The sequence below is a fragment of the Paenibacillus agri genome (assembly GCF_013359945.1).
GTDB lineage: Bacteria > Bacillota > Bacilli > Paenibacillales > Paenibacillaceae > Paenibacillus_AQ > Paenibacillus_AQ agri.
In genome coordinates, this window is the sequence record NZ_JABWCS010000216.1 from 63,530 (window position 1) to 81,463 (window position 17,934).

The following is a 17,934-nucleotide window of genomic DNA, read 5'->3' on the forward strand; positions in this document are numbered from 1 at the left end:
TCGTGGGCTAGAACCAACGACGTTACGTTTACATACCCGATTATAAAACAACGCTACTGACAACGTTATGTCAGTAGCGTTTTAACATCTTTTGAACTTCCTCAGTAATCCTTTTTCGGAATGATTCGGGTTCCAATACGATTACACCCGCTCCCCAGCCAAGCACCCATTGCAGCAATTCATCCAGTTGACGAACACGTAAGGTTACATGCAAACCATCTTGACGCTCTTCCATATCCTCTATGTAATGATAGTTCGATTCCTTCACCTTATCTGCGATATCATGGTTAAATCGAAGGCGAACCCGCAAATGGCGATCATCCGGAGGGGTGTACTCCCTTAAGTTAAAATGCGCCGGTAGTTCGAATTGTTCATCCAGATCGATTAGCTCGGTCATTCGGGACAAACGGAAATGGCGAATATCTTGACGTAGATCACAACGGGCCACGAGCATCCAAGATCCTTCAACGAGTACTAGACCATAGGGAGCGACGGTACGATCACTATGGTAATTCCCCTTGGAATCACCAATCCCTTTCGAATAATGAAATCTGATCTTTCGTTCCTCTAATATCGCCAGGCGGATCTTTTCGAAATATTCCTTTTCTTTTGACAGCACGTCCGGTTTACCGGGAGTGAGCAAGCGCAGCGCCTTGCGCACACGAGAAGTCTCATCGCGAACGCTCTCCGATAGAATGGCCTCGATTTTCCTCCGAGCGGCTTGAGCCCTGACACGATACTCATCATCAAATCGTTGCTCGATAAAGTCCGTTCCTATAAGCAAGGTCACGGCTTCTTCTACCGTGAAATGGATCGGCGGCAGGAAATAGCCTTTCATCAAAGAATATCCTGTGCCCGGGGCACCAATAATCGGCACGCCCGCTTCGCTAAGTGCCTGAATATCACGATAGATGGTCCGCAAGCTGGTCTCGAATAGGTCCGCTAACTCTTCGCCCCGTACCACTTCTCTACTTTGCAGCTCCAGAACGATGGCTAATAAACGGTCTGTTTTGTTCATTGGCTGCCTCCCTTGAAACTTAATGCTGTTCACCAAAAACTTGCCATCACTTGTGGTAAGGTTCATCGCGCTATGAGTAACGGCACGTTTTAGAGAAACGATCATCCATATGATGTGTTCTTCATTTCTTTCTTCTGAACTCAAGAATAGTCTTGCTCCAAATACTCTTCGTTAATCCTCTAGTTTAGTGATCATCGCATGCACTTTACTCAAATTCGTCTTAAAATATGTAGTAAAATACCAGTCATGATACTCTTTTGGTACTTCAATCTCATCAATGCTTCTATTACTTTGAACGGCTTCTGTCACTATTTTCATGATATTGGTTATATACCCCTTCACTTCGTGAAGTTCGTGTAAAGAGCATACTTCGCCATGTCCCGGTACGATAGTTTCTACATCTAGCAGTTCAACCTGCTCCAAAATATTCAGCCATTCCTGAGGATTTGCATGCGTCAAAACCGGGTGATGTTTTGAAAGCACCAGATCCCCTGTTACGGCTATTTTATCTTCAGGGATGTACACGATTGCATCACTTTGCGTGTGACCCCCGCCAAATGTGATGAGTTGAATGCTACGATTACTGCCATGTATGGTCATCAGTTGATCAAAAGTTATCGTCGGCAGCGAATGTACCAGATTGGGGAGCATCTTCATAAACTCACGGTCACTAGCATTTTCCCATGCCATTTCCCTTTTTAACTTTTCATCTGTCTCTTGTTGTATTTGCTCTTCAAGCTCGTCGATAGCCTGATACATTTGATCCATATTTTCCTTATATTTCGTTAACCTATCCCTGGAAAAAGAATCCATAATCTCACGGGTAGTTGATGTCGAAATAATTTGAGCCGTAGGGATGAACACTTGATTTCCAGAGGTATGGTCACTGTGCCAATGCGTATTGATTACATAGGATACAGGATTTCCCGTAAGGTACTCTGCCGCCGCTTTCAAATCCTCAGCAGCCTGTATGGTCGAGAATGTATCCACGACAACAGTTGTATCGCCTAGATCAATGATTGCTGCATTTCCCAAAGAACCGGTACCTGGAATCGCAATCGCTGCAATTACACTATCAGCGATGTGATTCAGCCGAAAATGCTCGGAGCCTCTAAATGTTTCTATCCTATTTTTCATATTCGCCTCTCCCTCCAATATCGGAATATATCATATGCCAGATCAATACGAGAGACAATGGTTTTTTTTCAAAAATCAGGATATACAAGCTAGACTTAAGAATGATGCATAGCAGACGGTATGTTTTTAAAAAGCTTCCGCCATGAACCGGTACACTGTTCCGCTCCCGTCCGATTGCAACGTGTAAGCAATGTGCAGGACCTGGGACAGGTCCGCAATGATCTTCAGACCAAGACCGGAATGGCTGACATGTGCATCAAACCCTGTCCCGTTATCGCGGATCATCACCACATTGTCTTGAATCGTTACCTCGACTATATTTGCGCTTGAATGTCTGAGCGCATTCTGAAAAATATTATCGAAAAGCCGCTGCAGCCACAGGGCGTTGCTTGTCCAGTTCAGCTCCCGGTTCAAGGATGCATAATGCAGCTCCACACTCTGGATGCTGTAGAGATAAGCCCACTTTTTCACCATCGTCTCAAGTAATTCATGCAGATTCACCCGGTCCTTCAAAATATACGAACTGTCCGGCGTGCCGGCGGATTGAAGTCTGATTTCAGTCGTCAATTCCGAGATGTACTGAATCTGCCGGGACAGTGACCACGTTAAGTTGGCATGCTCTGGATTCTCGATTTCCAGATCGAACAGCTGCAGCCGCATCGCGGTCAGTGGAGTGTTAATATCATGTCGCAGCTTGTTCATCATCTCCTTGTTAAGTTCTTCCTGCTCGCGGAGCTGAAGCTCCCGATAAGTCGTACGTTCAATTAACAGATTCACCGACCGGATCAAGTCTCCAATTTCATCCCCGCTGTAAACGCTCAGTGTATCCGGAATCTTCTCGTCGCTCGCGAGCTCCCGAACCGTCTGATTGAGCAAATTAATTCGTTTCAGCAGGGAGTGAATGGACCTTGAGAACAAGAGAGCAATCAGCAGCAGTGAGCACAAGAAGAGGCCGAGCATTACTGGGTAGGCAAAAGAGGCGTAAAAAGGTATCCCCCCGTTAACTGTCTTGAACACCGCATCGTACACTAGCGAAACAAGCACGCCTACCGCCAGCATTATAACCGGCACCGTGACGAGTGCAGATACCAGCAGCAGCCGGAATTTAGTCTTTAACGTCATGATTTAAAATAGGTATTCAGTCGATACCCTTCTCCGTATATAGTCTCGATAATCCCGCCCAGTTCATCCTGAATCTTCGCCCTTACTTTCTTTATATGTACCGGAATCAGATTGGGATTGCGGTCTTCCAATTGCCATACGTATTCGAGAAAATGCTCTTTGGACAGGATGCGGCCCCGGTTCTCGTACAGATAGAAGAACAGCTTACGCTCCGTCGCGGTAAAGAGCACCTCCTGGTGGAGGCTGCCGTTGAACACCCTTTTCCGCTCCGCGTCGATATACAGATGTAAAATCTGCACGAAGGTCCCGTAAGTGCTGTCCAGCATTTTCCGTATCCGGAGCAATAGTTCCCTAGGATCGAACGGTTTGACCATATACTCGTCTCCGATCTCCAGTCCTTGAAGCTTGCTGTCCATATCACCCCGGGCGGACAGAAAAATAACGGGGATAGGAAGTCCCCGATTCTTGAGCTTGCGGGTCAATAAATACCCGTCTTCATCTGGCAGCATCACATCCATAATGACCAGATCTATGTGTTTGATAATCTCCAGCATATCTTTGCCGTCTGTTCTCCAGTAGACCTTATACCCTTCGCGCTGTAATATTTTCACCAGCAATGAGCCGATTAAATGGTCGTCTTCTATAATGAGCAGGTTGTATTCCTTCATCATTCAGCCTTTCTGCTTGTCTGATTTACAGTCTGTCCATGAACTTCTCCGCAAGCTGGAAGATTTCATCTGGTGCGTACAAATAGAGAGAGTGCTTACCTTTTACCCGAACCACCTCAGCAGCATCCAACTGTCCGGCGATTACTTGATAGTGCTCTTCCTTTTGGAGAGTATATTTCGAATCCTGGTTCTCTTCCGTATAAGCGGATAGAAACAGGATCGGCGTTCCCTTAGGTAAAGGTAGCTTCAGTGATCGTCCAGCATTGGTGGCTGCGTTAAGGAGTTCCCGCATCATATCTTCATTGAAAACCTGCTTATAAGAAATCGCTTTGAATTTCTGAAAACCCAGGCGCGTCATCACATTCATGCCTCGCATGAACAGCTTGTCCAGCCTTCCTAACGGATACTCCACGTATTCTTCGGGAAGACCAATATCCAGTCCAATGATCGCTTTAATCTCATCGGGATATTTCTGCGCCCAATAGATCGCTTCCAGCCCTGACAAAGAGTGCGGCACCAGAATATAGGGCGGCTTGCTGCCGCTTCGATGCAGCGCTTCCCTCGACTCTTCGAGGATCTTATCCAGATCCCTATCGTCGCCAGCGATCTCGCTATACCCGTACCCGGCTTTTTCAATGACTGCGATTTTGTGATCCGCCGAGAATTTGCTGTAAAGCCCTTTAAGCTCATACATTGGTGAAGCAGTTCCGGAACCAGCCATGAACACATAGGTGTCTTCGCCACTGCCCTCATTATATACATTAAGCTCATGGTCGTTTACCCTTACTCTCTGCCCTTCGCCTGCAAACAGCCTCGACTCCTCGCGCAGCTGATACAGGTGGTTCAAATAAATGGCCACGGTCCCTGCAATAAGCAGGCCGATGGCAGCTAATGTCAGTTGCTTCAGCATTTTCTTTACGGTCTTCCATCTTGTTCTCATTATCGTACTCCCCCTTATAGAGTACAGCATAGAGAATCATTCTAAAGATCTGATAAACATTTTTGTAACGTAGGCAAATTAGTATGAAGCTCGACTTGAATACAGAAGCCGCTTTTCCAAAGCAACATTAAGCAAATCCATTTGGGTATACCAAAACATCGTTATGTAGCACAAATAAGCCCGCAGAAGCCTGTTTGCGCATCGTTTCTATCGGAGCGTGCCCCATCCTACTCCTAAAGTCGATATAATGCCAACACAGACTCTTGCAAGATCTCCCAAGAAAACTTGCCACTACTTATGATAAGGTTCATCGCGCTGTCTGTAACGGCAAGTTTTGCAGAGGAACGAATTCGCGGGCCATTGACTCAGCTTCTTAGCAATAGTGTATTAAAGACTTGTATAACACCCTAACCCTAACGATCCACCCGGATCACCGGGCGAATCGCTCTCACAGACCCTTATGAGGTACGCTTCAAAGGGTATGTGCTTTTTTTCGGAGGTACCTTTTTCATCCCATGTTTGCTCTTTTTTCTGACCAGCGGCAGTTTCTTCTTTCTCAATTGCAGTGCTTTTTTCTTCTTTCTCAATTGCAGTGCTTTTTTCTTCTTTACATGTAGACGCTTGATCAGTTTTATCCGCTTTATAGAACGATATTTGGCGCGGATCATTCTTTTCTTTCTCAGTCTTCTTATTATCCGTAACCGTAACGATCTGCGGCGTTTCCGTCTGCGCCGCTTTACGGGAATATTCTCCGGGGCCGGGGCTGCCACTTCAGGGGCCGGGGCTACCACTTCAAGGGCCGGGGCTGCCACTTCAGGGGCCGGGTTTTCCGGAAGCTGTATTTCTACAGGTTGAATTTCTGGAGCGGGCGGCTCAGGCGGGATGTTGGCCTGCTCCGGCTCAGAAACTGGCGCTGGTGTAAATTCTCCGCCCCAGGGAGTCATGGCAAGGAATTTATTGTATAGCGGTGCTGCGGGTGAGTCTGTCTCCCACCATTTGTTGTCTCCGGCGAAATGAACAATTTTATTATCTAAATCGAGTTCGCTATGAGCGAACGTATTAAAGCGCTGATCCATTTGCAAATAGTTAGAGCTATAAACGGCATTCAGAACATCCTGATCCGGCATGGTCATCATTGGAAAATTACGCAAGAAATCAAGCATTTCTCCATACCAATTCTGTTTATTGCGGATATTGTTCAGTTGAAACAGAATAACCCCTGAGTTAAAATACAGCTCCGCACTTAGCCCAAGTGAGGTAAAGTACTCAAGCAAGTTTTCGCCCTGGTCCAGCACTGCGCCCAAATAGTGTTCTCCCAGGTCGATGCTCCACAATTCGTTAATATCCATATTGACCAAAATGTCGCAGTCCAGATAAATAACCCTGTCAGCCTGAATTAAATTCGGAAGCAACAAACGGTACATACTTGCCATAGTCCAATATTCAATTTTATGAACGCCGGCTGCAACTTCAATCATATCCCCAGGAACTGTAACATGATAAAAAAAGATGTTGTGATGAAATACATCCACCAACTGGGTGAGCTTTAACTTGTTCTCTTCACTTAAGGAATCGTCATGCACAATGTGCACATTGATCGTTTGCTGGGTATTGAAAAAAATCGATGCAAGAACAACACCCGCATGCGCCGTATAACTCCCGTCTTTATCGTTAATCGTCAAAACCAGCTCAATCATTCTCAAGGACCACCTACCCTTAAAAGTATTCTTCTGCATAGTCGTCTAATGCATTTGACTACTTTAAGTGTATGTTTACCCCAGTGACTGGATTGGACCAATCCCCAGTAAGCAGCTGATTTATTTTGAAACATTCGGCAAGTCAGGATTGTATCTTGTAACCGTTGCGCGATCTCCCAGGATATGACGGGCCGGCTGCTCCTGAATTTCTTGTTCAGCTAGATGAACATGTGATCCAAAAACACTTCCCTCCGCATGAACATGGGACAATCGCACCTGATCCGTCAAAATGCTATTGGTCAGAATACAATCTTCGACGACGCTATCCGGACCAATATACACATGAGGTCCAATTACGCTGTTCGTTACGCGGGCGGTCGGATCAACCCTAACCGGAGGGATCCACTGAACGAAGTTAATGCCTGAAGGCACCACAAAGTTCTTAGGATCTTGATCCATCTTGTAGCGGTTCGCTTCAAGCCAGCGCTCATGGGTCCCGATATCAAAAAATGGTGCGGTCGTTACGCTGTACGCAACATGCCGGCCTTCCGAAACCAACATTTGAATCGCATCCGTTAGCTCGTATTCCCCCCGTGGAGAAGGTGTAAGTCTCTCAATTGCCGGCCAGATGGCTGCAGTCAAAGCATACACACCGACAATAGCCAAATTGGATTTGGGATAGCGGGGTTTCTCTTCCAGATTGACAATTTGCCCATCTTTGATCACGGCAACACCAAATTGACGGGGTTCATCGACCCGCTGAAGCAGTATTGAAGCCGCAGATTTATCTGCGTCCAGTGATCGAATCAATGGCTCTAAATCACCCTCATACAAATTATCGCCAAGCATCAATAAAAAAGGGGAATCCGCCACAAAAGACTGCGCGCTTTTGACTGCATCGGCCAGTCCCTTAGCTTCTTTTTGCAGTAGAAAGGTTAAAGAGGCGTTCCACTGCCCCCCATCCCCGATCATTTCCCGGATCTCTCCTTGCGAATGGTTCACTACAATTCCAATATCGGTAATTCCGGCCGCTACAAGTTCGTTAATGATTGAGACAAGAATATACTCCCCGTTAACAGGCAGCATGCACTTTGGTTTGGTATAAGTCGAAGGCTGCAGTCTCGTCCCCCGGCCGGCACACAAGATTAGTCCTTTCATAAACGTCCCCCCTACTCATTAACTTTGCAAACTGCGAGACTTGATACAAATGAGCTCTATATATTTTATGCACAAGCTATGAGAGAGCTTGGGTATATATTAAGCAGCAATAACCTATTAAATTATGATCCGGAAGGCATATGTTCGTCATCCGCATTTTCTGATCATTCGATTAAAATACAAATGACCCGTAGCAGGGTCACTTTTTTTCTAACATCGTGTATTCCTCTTAATCTCCCCATAAATAAATGCATATCTACTACTTAAGTTTGCGTACAAGAAAATCGGTTCGTCTACTTTATTAGCTAACAGTCATTATTTAAAAAACTTGCCCCTATTTATGATACGGTTCTCCGTGATGTCTGTAACGGCAAGTTTAAGGCCATCCTAAGCGGATGGCCTTAAACTTGTTACCCATACACACTACTAAACCCACCTATCTTACAGATGCGATCCACCGGTCGCATCAATCATCTGTCCCGTTACCCATCGACCATCCGACGAAGCCGTGAAGGCGACGATGTCCGCGATATCAGAAGGCTTGCCGACACGTCCAAGCGCTGACATCTCTTCGGCCATTTTACGACCATCAGTGGTATGCAGCCACGACGCATTGACTTCGGTATCGATGATACCTGGCATAACAGCGTTCACGGTAATACCCCTCGCTCCTAGAAGCTGGGCCAGGTGTAAGGTGAATGTATTGAGGGCACCTTTGGTTAGATTGTAGGTCATGATATGCGGATAGGCAATTCGTGTCACCCCGGATGAGATATTGATGATGCGGCCTCCGTCCCGAAGTCGCCCGAGCGATTGCTGGACGAGGAAGAATGGCGCCTTGACGTTAACCGCGAACAGCCGATCGAATTCCTCTTCACTCGTTTCTTCTAATGACGACGATGTGCCGATTCCAGCATTGTTGACCAAGATATCGAATTGGTTAGCTCCAGTCCTGCGGATAAGTTCCTCATCCAGGCACTGAAGGAGCAGTTCAACTCCGTCCAGGGAATCCAGCTCGGCGCCTATAGCGAAAGCTGTACCACCTGCTGCTTCTATCGCAGAGACCGTCTCTACAGCCGCACCAATCCGTGTGCCGTAATGTACGGCCACGAGGGCACCTTCAGCAGCAAGACGTAGCGCAATCCCTCTCCCGATTCCTCGGCTGGCTCCTGTAACGACTGCAATTTGACCTTTCAATCGTTTCAAATTCATTGCAAATCCTCTCCTTGTCATATGGTCGATACCATGATAAACCCTCCCCAAGAGGGGAGAGTCAAGGAGTGGATCCTAACCCTCTTTCTCAGATTCGTACGACCGGTATGATTGCCTCTGCCATTCTCAGATGGCCGTAGATATCTTTGTCCGGCGTCAGATAAACCTCCCGGACCGGGATCGTCTCGAGTGGCCGGTAGCCCTTGTCAACGATCCATGCCCATATCGTCTCGCTCGCTTTACAATTGTCTTTATAGGGGTCGCAATGATGGGTATAAGAGACAGCTTCCTTCACGTTGGGTAATTGATGAATCTTCACCCTGTGGCTGCTAGGGATTGGTCTTGAGACGGGAATAGCGACCTCGATATCCGAAGGCTCCTCGTTGCTATCAGCCTTCCTGTGCCAGACGATTGTCATCTCGCGGTCTGTATCTTCACCCTGTGAGCGGACATACTGCTTCAGTTCGTCGAGCAGCAGACACAGTTGGCTTTTCGGCACAGTTTCACGGACGTATGCGACTAAAACCGGCTCCACGCTTCGGAGCAAGAACTTCCCTTCCTCTGCAACCGCCTCATGGTGTTCGATCCGTACGAGTCGCTCATCGATCTCTACTAGTTGCCGCTGAGCCTCTTGTATCTGTCGTTCCAATTCCTCTCGCTTCTCAAGCAATGTGTACTCCGCTTGCGCTAGAGAGGCTCCTCCTATCAACAGTGGTCTTATCATCTCAAGGGTCAAGCCCTGTTCTTTGAAACCAGCGATACGACGGATGGTTAACAGTTGCTCTGCTGAATACAAACGATATCCTGACTCTTCGTCCACTTGTGCAGGCTTTAACAATCCGATTTCATCGTAGTGGCGCAGCGTCTTCACTGTCACGCCGCTCAGTTTGGCAAACGCCCCTATCTTGAACATCCAGACAACCCCTTTTCGGAATCTCAGCATGACACTGTACCCTATTTAGTCGGTATCATATCAATATGCCGCAGCTTTGCCAAGCGTTGAAAAGTTTCTATGAAGCTACCCGCAAGGAATTCCTCAAGAAAACTTGCCGTCATTTATGATACGGCTCTCCGCGATTTACCTTAACTGCTCGTTAGTTTAATAATATGCCTAAGTGTACAGAGACATTAAAATCAATGCATTTAAGCGATACTATCACATCTCATTTTCGAACCATCAAGATTCAAAGAAAATAGGGAAAAGAATTCCTTGCGGAACCATTTCCCTGCATCTATTATACCAAAAAAAGGGCTGCAATATAAGAATGTCATTTCCTATATTTATCCTGTAGAATAGCTTGTTTGGAAACTTTAATCAAGGTGTTGGTTGCCTAGTGACAAGTTTAGTAAGTGAGACTCATTCAAGGGTGCATAATTACATGGAAAAGAAAACTAAGTTAGGTCATTTTAGCGGCTCTGTACTAATTGCCAAGCAAGGAGAAGTGATACTCAACAAGGGATATGGAATGGCAAATCTTAAACACGAAATCAACAATACCCCTCAGACAAATTCAGACTTGGCTCTACAAGCAAACCCTTTACTGTCATTGCAGTTTTACTGTTACAAGAACAAGGACTCCTAAGCATACATGATCCTATTGATCACTTTCTTCCCAACTACCCAAACGGAAACAAAATTACAATACATCATATTTTAACTCACACTTCTGGCATACCGAATTTCACACAACTTCCAGATTACACTGAATTCAAAGGGATTCAATCCAGACCAGAAAATACCGTAAACCGTTTCAAAAATCTTCAGTTAGAATTTGAACCTGGAGAACAATTTAAATACAGTAATTCTGGATACGTATTGTTGGCACACCTTATCGAATATATCTCACAAGAAACGTTCGGTGATTTTTTACAAAACACATTTTTGGACCCTTAAATATGTTTAACAGTGGTTGCGATAACCATAAAACTATCCTGAAAAATAGAGCTTCCGGTTATGAAACCGGAACCACATGATTGTAAATTGCGAGTTTATTGATATGTCCATCCCAACTGGTGGTGGAGGCCTCTATTCAACCACCCAGGATCTATATTTATTTGATCGTGCATTATACACAGACAAAATTATTAATATTGCCTCAGTTAATTTGATGCACACTCCCTATATACCCTCTTCTCAGTATAGTTCTTCTTATGGTTATGGTTGGTTTATCGCAGACGATACATTTGGAGACACCAACAATCGACAAATTGGTCATGGTGGCGGCATATATGGCTTTAGATCTGAATTTAATCGTTACGTTGATGAAGATGTTGTCGTCATTGTTCTTGCGAAAGGAGTCTTTTCACTATGTTTAAATATAAAAGTTCTTTTAAGAAGTTTTGTTTAGACAAAAAAGAACACCGAAGTAACAGGCGTCCTGATTTTGAAATCTTCAATTTAAGCGAATGTTATAGCCTTTGGATATGCGTGTCTTTAAAATCCATTTCATATTTCAATCCAAAGCCCATCATTCGGTCCATCCCGATATGAACCATCCAGATGAAGCCGATCATCATGAGAAAATCGACCGAGAAAGCCAGTCCAAGCAGCAGCAACAGCAAAGGCGTAACGAACGTATGGGCAAAATTATACGCATACGCTCCAGTCTTATTGCTGACCACATATCCGATCATGGACAGGTCGGGCAGCATTAATAGCAGCAGGAAGACGGCCCAGTTGTATCCGTTGGAAAAGTACAAATAGGTGCCTAGGACCAGCACGACCAGTCCTTCGATTCTAATCAATTTCTTAGTCATGGTTTTATTCTCCCTTCTCCTGTGCTGCAGAACGAATTCCGTCAAGCATCCATCCGATTCCCTGCGACACCTGCTCATAGGAGAGCGGCTCCGGAGACAGCGGTACAGGAGCTTGAAGCATCAACCCGTCGAAAACAGCCTGGATCAGTGCTGCAAAATTCTCCTTTTCGCTCTGGTTCAGCTGCAGCTCCATGCGATCGATGATCTCTATAATGCCCGACTTCATTTCCTTGTATAGTTCCAGCAGCTCTTTGGCGAGCTTCTCGTTGTTCACGCTTTCCGTCCAAAGGCTGATCAATAATGTGAACCACTCCGGGTTTTCTTTTCGAAATTCAACCACATGGCGCAACCCTTGCTGAAGAAGCTCCGCTGGAGATAAGTGCAGATCTAACTTCGCAAAGGCCGCCTTCATTCCTTGATTGATCATCCACTCCCTGACCACTTCGACCAGCAGCGTTTCTTTGGTGCTGAAATGGTATCCGATCAATCCTTGAGCCACTCCCGCCTTGGCCGCTATGTCTTTCATCGTCGCTTTCGTGTAGCCCACCTGTCCGAATAACGTGAATGCCGCTTGCATGATGGCACTTCTTCGTTCGTCCTGGTTGGACGGTTGTGTTTTAGTCATTGCTCGCTCACTCCAATACTGTTTGATTGAACAGTCAGTTGTTATGCATCTATCTTAAAACTGTTTGTTCGAACAGTCAATAGATTTTGTGTATTCAACGAAAAAATCCTCCTCAAATCAATCTGAGGAAGATTATCTCATGTTTATAGGTCGCCGCAGGTGTGAAATTCCACATGCTTGATATGTTTTAATGAGGGCTTATTCCACAGCTAATTGCCCCGTGGCACTGTTAGCCAGTACCAGCTTGCCCTCCAGCGGAGAACCATCTTCGGTGGTGAGCTTCAATTTACCCGTCTTGCCTTTTTCGATCAAAGCTTTGACCTGAGTGTCCGTCAGGCTGCGTCCATAGCATTCTTTCCAGATCACGAACTTGCAGCCTTCCTTGTAATGAGAACAGCCGTATCCTTTGCGTCCCATAAAAATCATACCGCCGCAGCCCGGACTTGGGCATTGGCCGATGATCTTCGGCCCGGTATCAGCGGACGCCTTGGCAGAAGCAGTTTTAGTCCGGCTGCCACTTGATCCGCCCTCGTCTTCCGTCTTACGCTTACGCGGTGTCGCCGCCTTGCTCTCGGTCTTCCGAGCGGCTCCGCTCCGGCTTTTGCCACTTACAGCGGGTGTCTCTCCTTCAAAAGAAGTCTTGTCGGCTCGAGATTGCACCTTAACCTTCGTCACGATCATCGTGGCGAATTTCTTGACATTCTCCATAAACTGATTATCCGACGCTGTACCACGTGAAATTTCATTCAACCGCCGTTCCCATTGTCCGGTCATCTCTGGCGAGGTCAGCAGCTCAATACCGGCACCGCGGATCAGCTCGATCGCAGTCCGGCCTTTTTGGGTAATCGCAATTTTCTTGCCCTGCATTTCCACGTATCCGACATTCTTCAGGCGTTCAATCGTAGCCGCCCGTGTGGCCGGTGTTCCCAGACCCGAATCCTTCATCGCATCACGCAGCTCTTCATCCTCAATCTGCTTCCCGGCACTCTCCATCGCTTTAAGCAATGTTCCCTCCGTGTAGTGCTTGGGCGGCTGCGTGTCCTTCTCTTTTACGACGGCATCACTACAGGTCAAAGGCATGGATGGTGCGACAGAGAACGGCTCATTCACTTCAATCTCTTCCTCTTCTTCCTCGTCCTTACCTTTGCCTTTGGAAGTCTTCGTCTTGTCCTTCTTCTGGTCGGCATAAATAACCTTCCATCCCAGGCTCAGTAGCTCCTTAACCGTGGTCTTGAACTTCTCGTTCTCTACCTCTGTAATGACAGTATGTACCTTGTATTCCGCCGCCGGGTAGAACTGTGAAAGGAATCGGCGCACAATGAGATCATACAGCTTCTGTTCATCCGCACTGAGACCCGATGCTTTGCGATTGGTGGGCAGGATGGCATGGTGGTCCTCAACCTTCGCCGGATTACAGATGAACTTGTTGCCTTTGTGCACCAGATTCCGGTTAGCCCCCTTCACCCATTCGTCATAGGCCGTGCCTTGCAGCGCAGACAAGGTCTTATGCATCTCGGGAATGTTCTGTTCGGTCACATAGTTGGAGTTCGTCCGTGGATACGAGATGACTTTATGCTTTTCATAGAGCGCCTGCGCAACATCCAGCGTTTTTTTGGCCGAAAAAGCGTACTTGCCGTTCGCTTCCCGCTGCAGCAGCGTCAAATCATACAGCTTGTTCGGATACTCCTTGGTCTCTTTGACCTCGTAGGAAGCAATCCGTCCCGGCTTGCCCTTCACCTTAGCGGCTAATGCCTCAGCCTTCGCCCCGTCGGTCATGCGCTCGCCCTGCCACATACCTTTATACGTCATCTCACCCTGCGTAAAATGCCCTTCCACTTCAAAAAACTTCAGCGACGAGAACGCCTCAATGGTCTTCTGCCGGTCATAAATAAGCGCCAGTACCGGAGTCTGTACTCTCCCCACTGACAACAGCACATTGTGCTTCGTCGTAAACGCGCGGGAGCCGTTCATGCCGATCAGCCAGTCGGCTTCACTGCGCGCTTTGGCCGCCTTGGTCAAATTCTCGTATTCCGCCCCGTCCTTCAGCTCCTGAAAGCCCTTGCGGATCGTTTCCGGTGTCAAATCAGAGATCCACAGGCGCTTAACGGGATGCTTAAGCTTCAGGTGCCGTTGAATGAGCGAAAAGATATGCTGCCCTTCCCGCCCGGCATCGCAGGAGTTTACCAGCAGATTGCTCCGTTTCGCCAGCTCCGCAATCACCTTAAGCTGATCCATCGTTCTGGCGTTTGGCACCAGCTTGAATTCATCGGGAATAATCGGCAGATCATTAATGTTCCATTTTTTGTATTTAACATCGTAGGCATCGGGTTCAGCCAATCCGATCAGATGACCGATCGCCCAGGTAATAATGTACTGCTCCCCTTCTAGATAGGAACGGTGATTTTTGGCCTTCGGTTCTATTGCGGCGGCGATATTCCGCCCCATATCCGGTTTTTCCGCAATAATAAGTGTCTTCAAAAATATTCGCTCCTTACGTCTCTCGTTTCCTCCACAATACGTCCAGTAGTCTATTATACCACTATGTCCCTCTACTTTTCAGCGATTCAGATCTGAATCTGGTCCAATCTTTTTAATAACCGCCCGTATTTCTCCAGCTCAGCTGCTGCCTCTACCCTGACCCCTGATTGGTAAAACACCAGATTACCGCTGCCCTTATGCAGATCTCCCGCTTCTGCCAGCGTTCTTTTAAGATGATTAACCGTTCCTCTATTTCCATCAATTATATGGATACCTTCCGGAAGCAGCTTTCTGAACATATCCTTGTAGAAAGAGAAATGAGTGCAGCCCAAAACCACCGTCTCATAGTGGCTCCAATCATAACCTTGCAGTTGTTCTCTAAGATAAGGCAGAACGGCTTCCTCACTAAATTCCAATTCCTCCGCAAAATGAACGAGACCCGGGAGTGCCAGCAAATCAACGATATGTTCGTTATCCAGCTTAGTTATTAAATTTTGCAGCTTCTCTTCCTTCAGTGTAAGAGCCGTGGCGGTTACCAGCACACGCGTATTTCCCCTCCGATTGTGTTCAACCGCTGGCTTGACCGCAGGCTCCATGCCGATGATCGGAATGTCGTAGCGTGCTCTTAGCTCGTCTATCGAGACGCTTGTAGCAGTATTGCAGGCAATCACCACTGCTTTGACCTGCTGTTCAACTATGAACTCTACGGCATTAGAAATATAGGTCCTTACTTCTTCTTTCGGCTTCGGACCGTAGGGAACATGCAGTGTATCAGCGTAATATATATAATCCTCCATGGGAAGCTGCTTTAAGGCCTCATGCAAAACCGTAATGCCGCCCACCCCGGAATCAAAAATTCCAATTCGCATTTCTAACCCTCCAATAAATAATTAACGATATTAAATAAATTCTTCCCATTCTCCAAGATGAATTGCTTATATAGTATGAAACATGCCGATTCACAGTGCAAGCCCGCTTTCGAGGTCGGGACTTTCGTCCTGCATGATTACTACAACACCTATTTCCCTCTAAAAACAAAAGAACAGCACATCTCCCGTTGGCGGGAGATGTGCTGTTCTGTGCTTATCCGGTGTCTTCTAGTCCAAGTAAACCGCTTGACCTGTACGAGCAGATTCATAGAGGGCTTCCAGGATCCGTGACACCACATAAGCCTGTTCAGGTGTGACGACTGGATCTTTGTCCTCTTCAATCGCTTCAATCCATTTTCTCATCTCGATGTCCGGCGCACTTTCTTCACGGCCTTCGTAGAAGGCTACTCCGCCAGCGCTCAGTTCAACTTCATTTGTGTATAAGCGGCCGTACTTCTCGCCGTTGATGCGCAGACCGTTCTTCATATCCGCCCCGGCTTCGGTTCCGCTCAGACTACATTTTGCCTCATCTACTTCGAGGGAGTTCAGCGCCCAGCTGGATTCCAGCATAATCGTCGCTCCGTTCTCCATCACGATCATGCCAAAAGCGGAATCCTCCACTTTGAATTTGCTTGGATCCCAAGGACCCCAGGCATTAGCTGCATTTTCTCTCTTGGAAAGCTCATGATACTTCGTGCCAAGTACTACCTTAGGTTTATAATTGTCCATCATCCATAAGGTCAAATCCAGTGCGTGGGTGCCGATATCAATCAGCGGCCCGCCGCCTTGCTTCTCCTCATCCAGGAAGACACCCCAGGTCGGGACAGCTCTCCGGCGGATCGCGTGAGCCTTAGCCATGTAGATATGGCCGAGCTCGCCTTCTTCGCAAAGCTTTTTCAAATACAAGCTGTCTTCTCTGAAACGGTTATTATAACCGATAGTCAGTTTCTTGCCAGTCCGTTTAGCTGCTTCCACCATCGCTTTGGCTTCCTCGGAGGTCTTGGCCATTGGCTTCTCGCACATCACATGCTTGCCGGCTTCGAGCCCAGCGATGGAGATTTCAGCATGAGAGATATTTGGTGTTAGGACATGCACAATGTCAATCGAAGCGTCCTGCAAGAGTTCCTGATAATCCGTATAGACCTTGGCATCTACGGCTCCGTATTTTGCTGCTGCTTCTTCCGCCCGTTCCCCTACGATATCGCAAAAAGCTACCAGATCAACGTTCGCAAGCTTACTTAAACTCGGCAAATGCTTTCCGTTAGCGATCCCGCCACAGCCAATAATTCCAACCTTGTATACTTTGCTCATATCCATTCTCCCTCACTAGTGGTTTGCTGTTTCATGTTACGATACACCGCGGGCGTCAACCCCATGCGTTTGCGAAAAACGGCATGCAGGTAATTCGCATTCGTAAAGCCCGCTGCCTGTGCAATCTGCTCAATCGGGTACGTACTCTCCTCCAGATTGTGACATACCGCCTGCAGCCGGATATCTTCCAAAACCCTGCTAAATGGCCGTTTTGGATCGGCCTGATTGAAAATCCGCTGCAGCTGCCTGCTGCTGATGTTCAGCTTCTCTGCTACATTGTCCAGTGTGACAGCCGACGAATGGTTTGCTTCCATGTATTGGACGGCGTACTCATAACGATAGGTCGACATATCCCGGACTGGTGCTTCACTCACGATCTCGCCTGTATCGTAGGCTCTTGCTGCTTTGATCAGAATACTGATGACCAGGTGCCTAATCGATGTGTAATAGCCGATGAGCTTTCCATCACAGGCTGTATAGGCTTCCAAAAAGCATCGCATCGCCTGATGGTAATCATACGCTGGCGTCAAGGGCAGCGCCCGGAGCTTCGCGACGAATTCCTCGGCTTCCGCAGCCTCCCATGGATCTACATCTTCCCTCGGCTTCTCTACAATGTCCACATGCAAACACAACTCTTCCATGGACTCTTCGGCGTCGGCCTCCTGGTAATGAACGAGCCCCGGTCCGGTCATATATAGCATCCCTTCGGACAACGGGTACATTTGATCGCCGAGAATAACCTTTCCTTTTCCTCTCGGGATAAAATGAAATTCGAATTCAGCATGAACGTGGAAATCAATGACCTTACCTGGTGGAAAAGAGGTCAGGTGAAACCGCAGCACCCGAATCTCATAATGTCCCCACGGGATGGTGAGATCCAGCCGCTCCAGAAGTTCATGCTTCTCGAACATGATCTCGAAAGGAAATTTATTCATTGTAAGC

General features: G+C 47.1%; 18 protein-coding genes. 3 read left to right on the plus strand and 15 right to left on the minus strand.

What is annotated here, in order from left to right; genetic code table 11:
* Positions 1-70: 70 nt before the first annotated feature.
* The 9 genes from HPT30_RS20650 to HPT30_RS20690 all read right to left on the minus strand — a co-directional run bounded on the left by HPT30_RS20650 (position 71) and on the right by HPT30_RS20690 (position 9,895).
* Positions 71-1,018 (minus strand): helix-turn-helix transcriptional regulator, encoded by a 948-nt coding sequence (locus HPT30_RS20650; RefSeq protein WP_175373215.1) that lies wholly within the window; start codon positions 1,016-1,018, stop codon positions 71-73.
* Positions 1,019-1,189: 171 nt separating this feature from the next.
* Entirely contained in the window at positions 1,190-2,155 is a 966-nt protein-coding gene (locus tag HPT30_RS20655; RefSeq protein ID WP_175373216.1) for an MBL fold metallo-hydrolase, read from the minus strand.
* Positions 2,156-2,281: 126 nt separating this feature from the next.
* Positions 2,282-3,277, minus strand: a complete 996-nt coding sequence (locus tag HPT30_RS20660; RefSeq protein ID WP_175373217.1) for a sensor histidine kinase — start codon at positions 3,275-3,277, stop codon at positions 2,282-2,284.
* The gene (locus tag HPT30_RS20665; RefSeq protein ID WP_175373354.1) at positions 3,274-3,945 is read right to left on the minus strand and encodes a response regulator transcription factor; all 672 of its coding nucleotides are present in this window, start codon (positions 3,943-3,945) and stop codon (positions 3,274-3,276) included. The genes HPT30_RS20660 and HPT30_RS20665 overlap by 4 nt, the downstream gene beginning before the upstream one ends.
* 25 nt (positions 3,946-3,970) lie before the next feature.
* The gene (locus HPT30_RS20670; protein WP_246317309.1) at positions 3,971-4,885 is read right to left on the minus strand and encodes an alpha/beta fold hydrolase; all 915 of its coding nucleotides are present in this window, start codon (positions 4,883-4,885) and stop codon (positions 3,971-3,973) included.
* Between the two features lie 458 nt (positions 4,886-5,343).
* A complete protein-coding gene (locus HPT30_RS20675; protein ID WP_175373218.1) occupies positions 5,344-6,582 on the minus strand; it encodes a glycosyltransferase in 1,239 nt (412 codons plus the stop codon).
* A gap of 120 nt (positions 6,583-6,702) precedes the next feature.
* Positions 6,703-7,740, minus strand: a complete 1,038-nt coding sequence (locus HPT30_RS20680) for a sugar phosphate nucleotidyltransferase (RefSeq protein ID WP_175373219.1) — start codon at positions 7,738-7,740, stop codon at positions 6,703-6,705.
* Positions 7,741-8,181: 441 nt separating this feature from the next.
* Positions 8,182-8,946, minus strand: coding sequence for an SDR family oxidoreductase (locus HPT30_RS20685; protein WP_281364525.1), 765 nt, complete (start codon positions 8,944-8,946; stop codon positions 8,182-8,184).
* Between the two features lie 94 nt (positions 8,947-9,040).
* On the minus strand, positions 9,041-9,895 hold the full coding sequence (locus HPT30_RS20690; protein WP_175373221.1) for a MerR family transcriptional regulator: 855 nt from the start codon (positions 9,893-9,895) through the stop codon (positions 9,041-9,043).
* A 436-nt stretch (positions 9,896-10,331) separates the two neighbouring features.
* Between HPT30_RS20690 and HPT30_RS20695 the strand changes: the two genes are divergently transcribed.
* The 3 genes from HPT30_RS20695 (at position 10,332) to HPT30_RS30470 (ending at position 11,300) form a co-directional block, all read left to right on the plus strand.
* Positions 10,332-10,535 (plus strand): hypothetical protein, encoded by a 204-nt coding sequence (locus tag HPT30_RS20695; RefSeq protein ID WP_175373222.1) that lies wholly within the window; start codon positions 10,332-10,334, stop codon positions 10,533-10,535.
* Positions 10,511-10,846 carry a serine hydrolase domain-containing protein gene (locus HPT30_RS31010; RefSeq protein ID WP_376767053.1) on the plus strand — a complete coding sequence of 112 codons (336 nt, stop codon included), beginning with the start codon at positions 10,511-10,513 and terminating at the stop codon, positions 10,844-10,846. Before HPT30_RS20695 ends, HPT30_RS31010 begins: the two co-directional genes overlap by 25 nt.
* A gap of 103 nt (positions 10,847-10,949) precedes the next feature.
* Complete coding sequence (locus HPT30_RS30470) at positions 10,950-11,300, plus strand: serine hydrolase (RefSeq protein ID WP_175373223.1); 351 nt, start codon at positions 10,950-10,952, stop codon at positions 11,298-11,300.
* Positions 11,301-11,361: 61 nt separating this feature from the next.
* On the opposite strand, the gene HPT30_RS20710 is transcribed toward HPT30_RS30470, so the two are convergent.
* The 6 genes from HPT30_RS20710 to HPT30_RS20735 all read right to left on the minus strand — a co-directional run bounded on the left by HPT30_RS20710 (position 11,362) and on the right by HPT30_RS20735 (position 17,927).
* Entirely contained in the window at positions 11,362-11,709 is a 348-nt protein-coding gene (locus HPT30_RS20710; RefSeq protein WP_175373224.1) for a DUF4260 domain-containing protein, read from the minus strand.
* A 4-nt stretch (positions 11,710-11,713) separates the two neighbouring features.
* The gene (locus tag HPT30_RS20715) at positions 11,714-12,334 is read right to left on the minus strand and encodes a TetR/AcrR family transcriptional regulator (protein ID WP_175373225.1); all 621 of its coding nucleotides are present in this window, start codon (positions 12,332-12,334) and stop codon (positions 11,714-11,716) included.
* 198 nt (positions 12,335-12,532) lie between these two features.
* Positions 12,533-14,812, minus strand: coding sequence for a type IA DNA topoisomerase (locus HPT30_RS20720; RefSeq protein WP_175373226.1), 2,280 nt, complete (start codon positions 14,810-14,812; stop codon positions 12,533-12,535).
* Between the two features lie 86 nt (positions 14,813-14,898).
* Complete coding sequence (gene murI, locus HPT30_RS20725; protein ID WP_175373227.1) at positions 14,899-15,681, minus strand: glutamate racemase; 783 nt, start codon at positions 15,679-15,681, stop codon at positions 14,899-14,901.
* Positions 15,682-15,909: 228 nt separating this feature from the next.
* Positions 15,910-16,992, minus strand: coding sequence for a Gfo/Idh/MocA family protein (locus HPT30_RS20730; RefSeq protein ID WP_175373228.1), 1,083 nt, complete (start codon positions 16,990-16,992; stop codon positions 15,910-15,912).
* The gene (locus tag HPT30_RS20735; RefSeq protein ID WP_175373229.1) at positions 16,989-17,927 is read right to left on the minus strand and encodes an AraC family transcriptional regulator; all 939 of its coding nucleotides are present in this window, start codon (positions 17,925-17,927) and stop codon (positions 16,989-16,991) included. The genes HPT30_RS20730 and HPT30_RS20735 overlap by 4 nt, the downstream gene beginning before the upstream one ends.
* Between the last annotated feature and the right edge of the window lie 7 nt (positions 17,928-17,934).

Bases quoted from the DNA above. Each gene is read 5' to 3' on its own strand.
- HPT30_RS20650 (WP_175373215.1), bottom strand. From the start codon at position 1,018: ATGAACAAAACAGACCGTTTATTAGCCATCGTTCTGGAGCTGCAAAGT.
- HPT30_RS20655 (WP_175373216.1), bottom strand. From the start codon at position 2,155: ATGAAAAATAGGATAGAAACATTTAGAGGCTCCGAGCATTTTCGGCTG.
- HPT30_RS20660 (WP_175373217.1), bottom strand. From the start codon at position 3,277: ATGACGTTAAAGACTAAATTCCGGCTGCTGCTGGTATCTGCACTCGTC.
- HPT30_RS20665 (WP_175373354.1), bottom strand. From the start codon at position 3,945: ATGAAGGAATACAACCTGCTCATTATAGAAGACGACCATTTAATCGGC.
- HPT30_RS20670 (WP_246317309.1), bottom strand. From the start codon at position 4,885: ATGAGAACAAGATGGAAGACCGTAAAGAAAATGCTGAAGCAACTGACA.
- HPT30_RS20675 (WP_175373218.1), bottom strand. From the start codon at position 6,582: ATGATTGAGCTGGTTTTGACGATTAACGATAAAGACGGGAGTTATACG.
- HPT30_RS20680 (WP_175373219.1), bottom strand. From the start codon at position 7,740: ATGAAAGGACTAATCTTGTGTGCCGGCCGGGGGACGAGACTGCAGCCT.
- HPT30_RS20690 (WP_175373221.1), bottom strand. From the start codon at position 9,895: ATGCTGAGATTCCGAAAAGGGGTTGTCTGGATGTTCAAGATAGGGGCG.
- HPT30_RS20695 (WP_175373222.1), top strand. From the start codon at position 10,332: ATGGAAAAGAAAACTAAGTTAGGTCATTTTAGCGGCTCTGTACTAATT.
- HPT30_RS30470 (WP_175373223.1), top strand. From the start codon at position 10,950: ATGTCCATCCCAACTGGTGGTGGAGGCCTCTATTCAACCACCCAGGAT.
- HPT30_RS20710 (WP_175373224.1), bottom strand. From the start codon at position 11,709: ATGACTAAGAAATTGATTAGAATCGAAGGACTGGTCGTGCTGGTCCTA.
- HPT30_RS20715 (WP_175373225.1), bottom strand. From the start codon at position 12,334: ATGACTAAAACACAACCGTCCAACCAGGACGAACGAAGAAGTGCCATC.
- murI (WP_175373227.1), bottom strand. From the start codon at position 15,681: ATGCGAATTGGAATTTTTGATTCCGGGGTGGGCGGCATTACGGTTTTG.
- HPT30_RS20730 (WP_175373228.1), bottom strand. From the start codon at position 16,992: ATGAGCAAAGTATACAAGGTTGGAATTATTGGCTGTGGCGGGATCGCT.
- HPT30_RS20735 (WP_175373229.1), bottom strand. From the start codon at position 17,927: ATGAATAAATTTCCTTTCGAGATCATGTTCGAGAAGCATGAACTTCTG.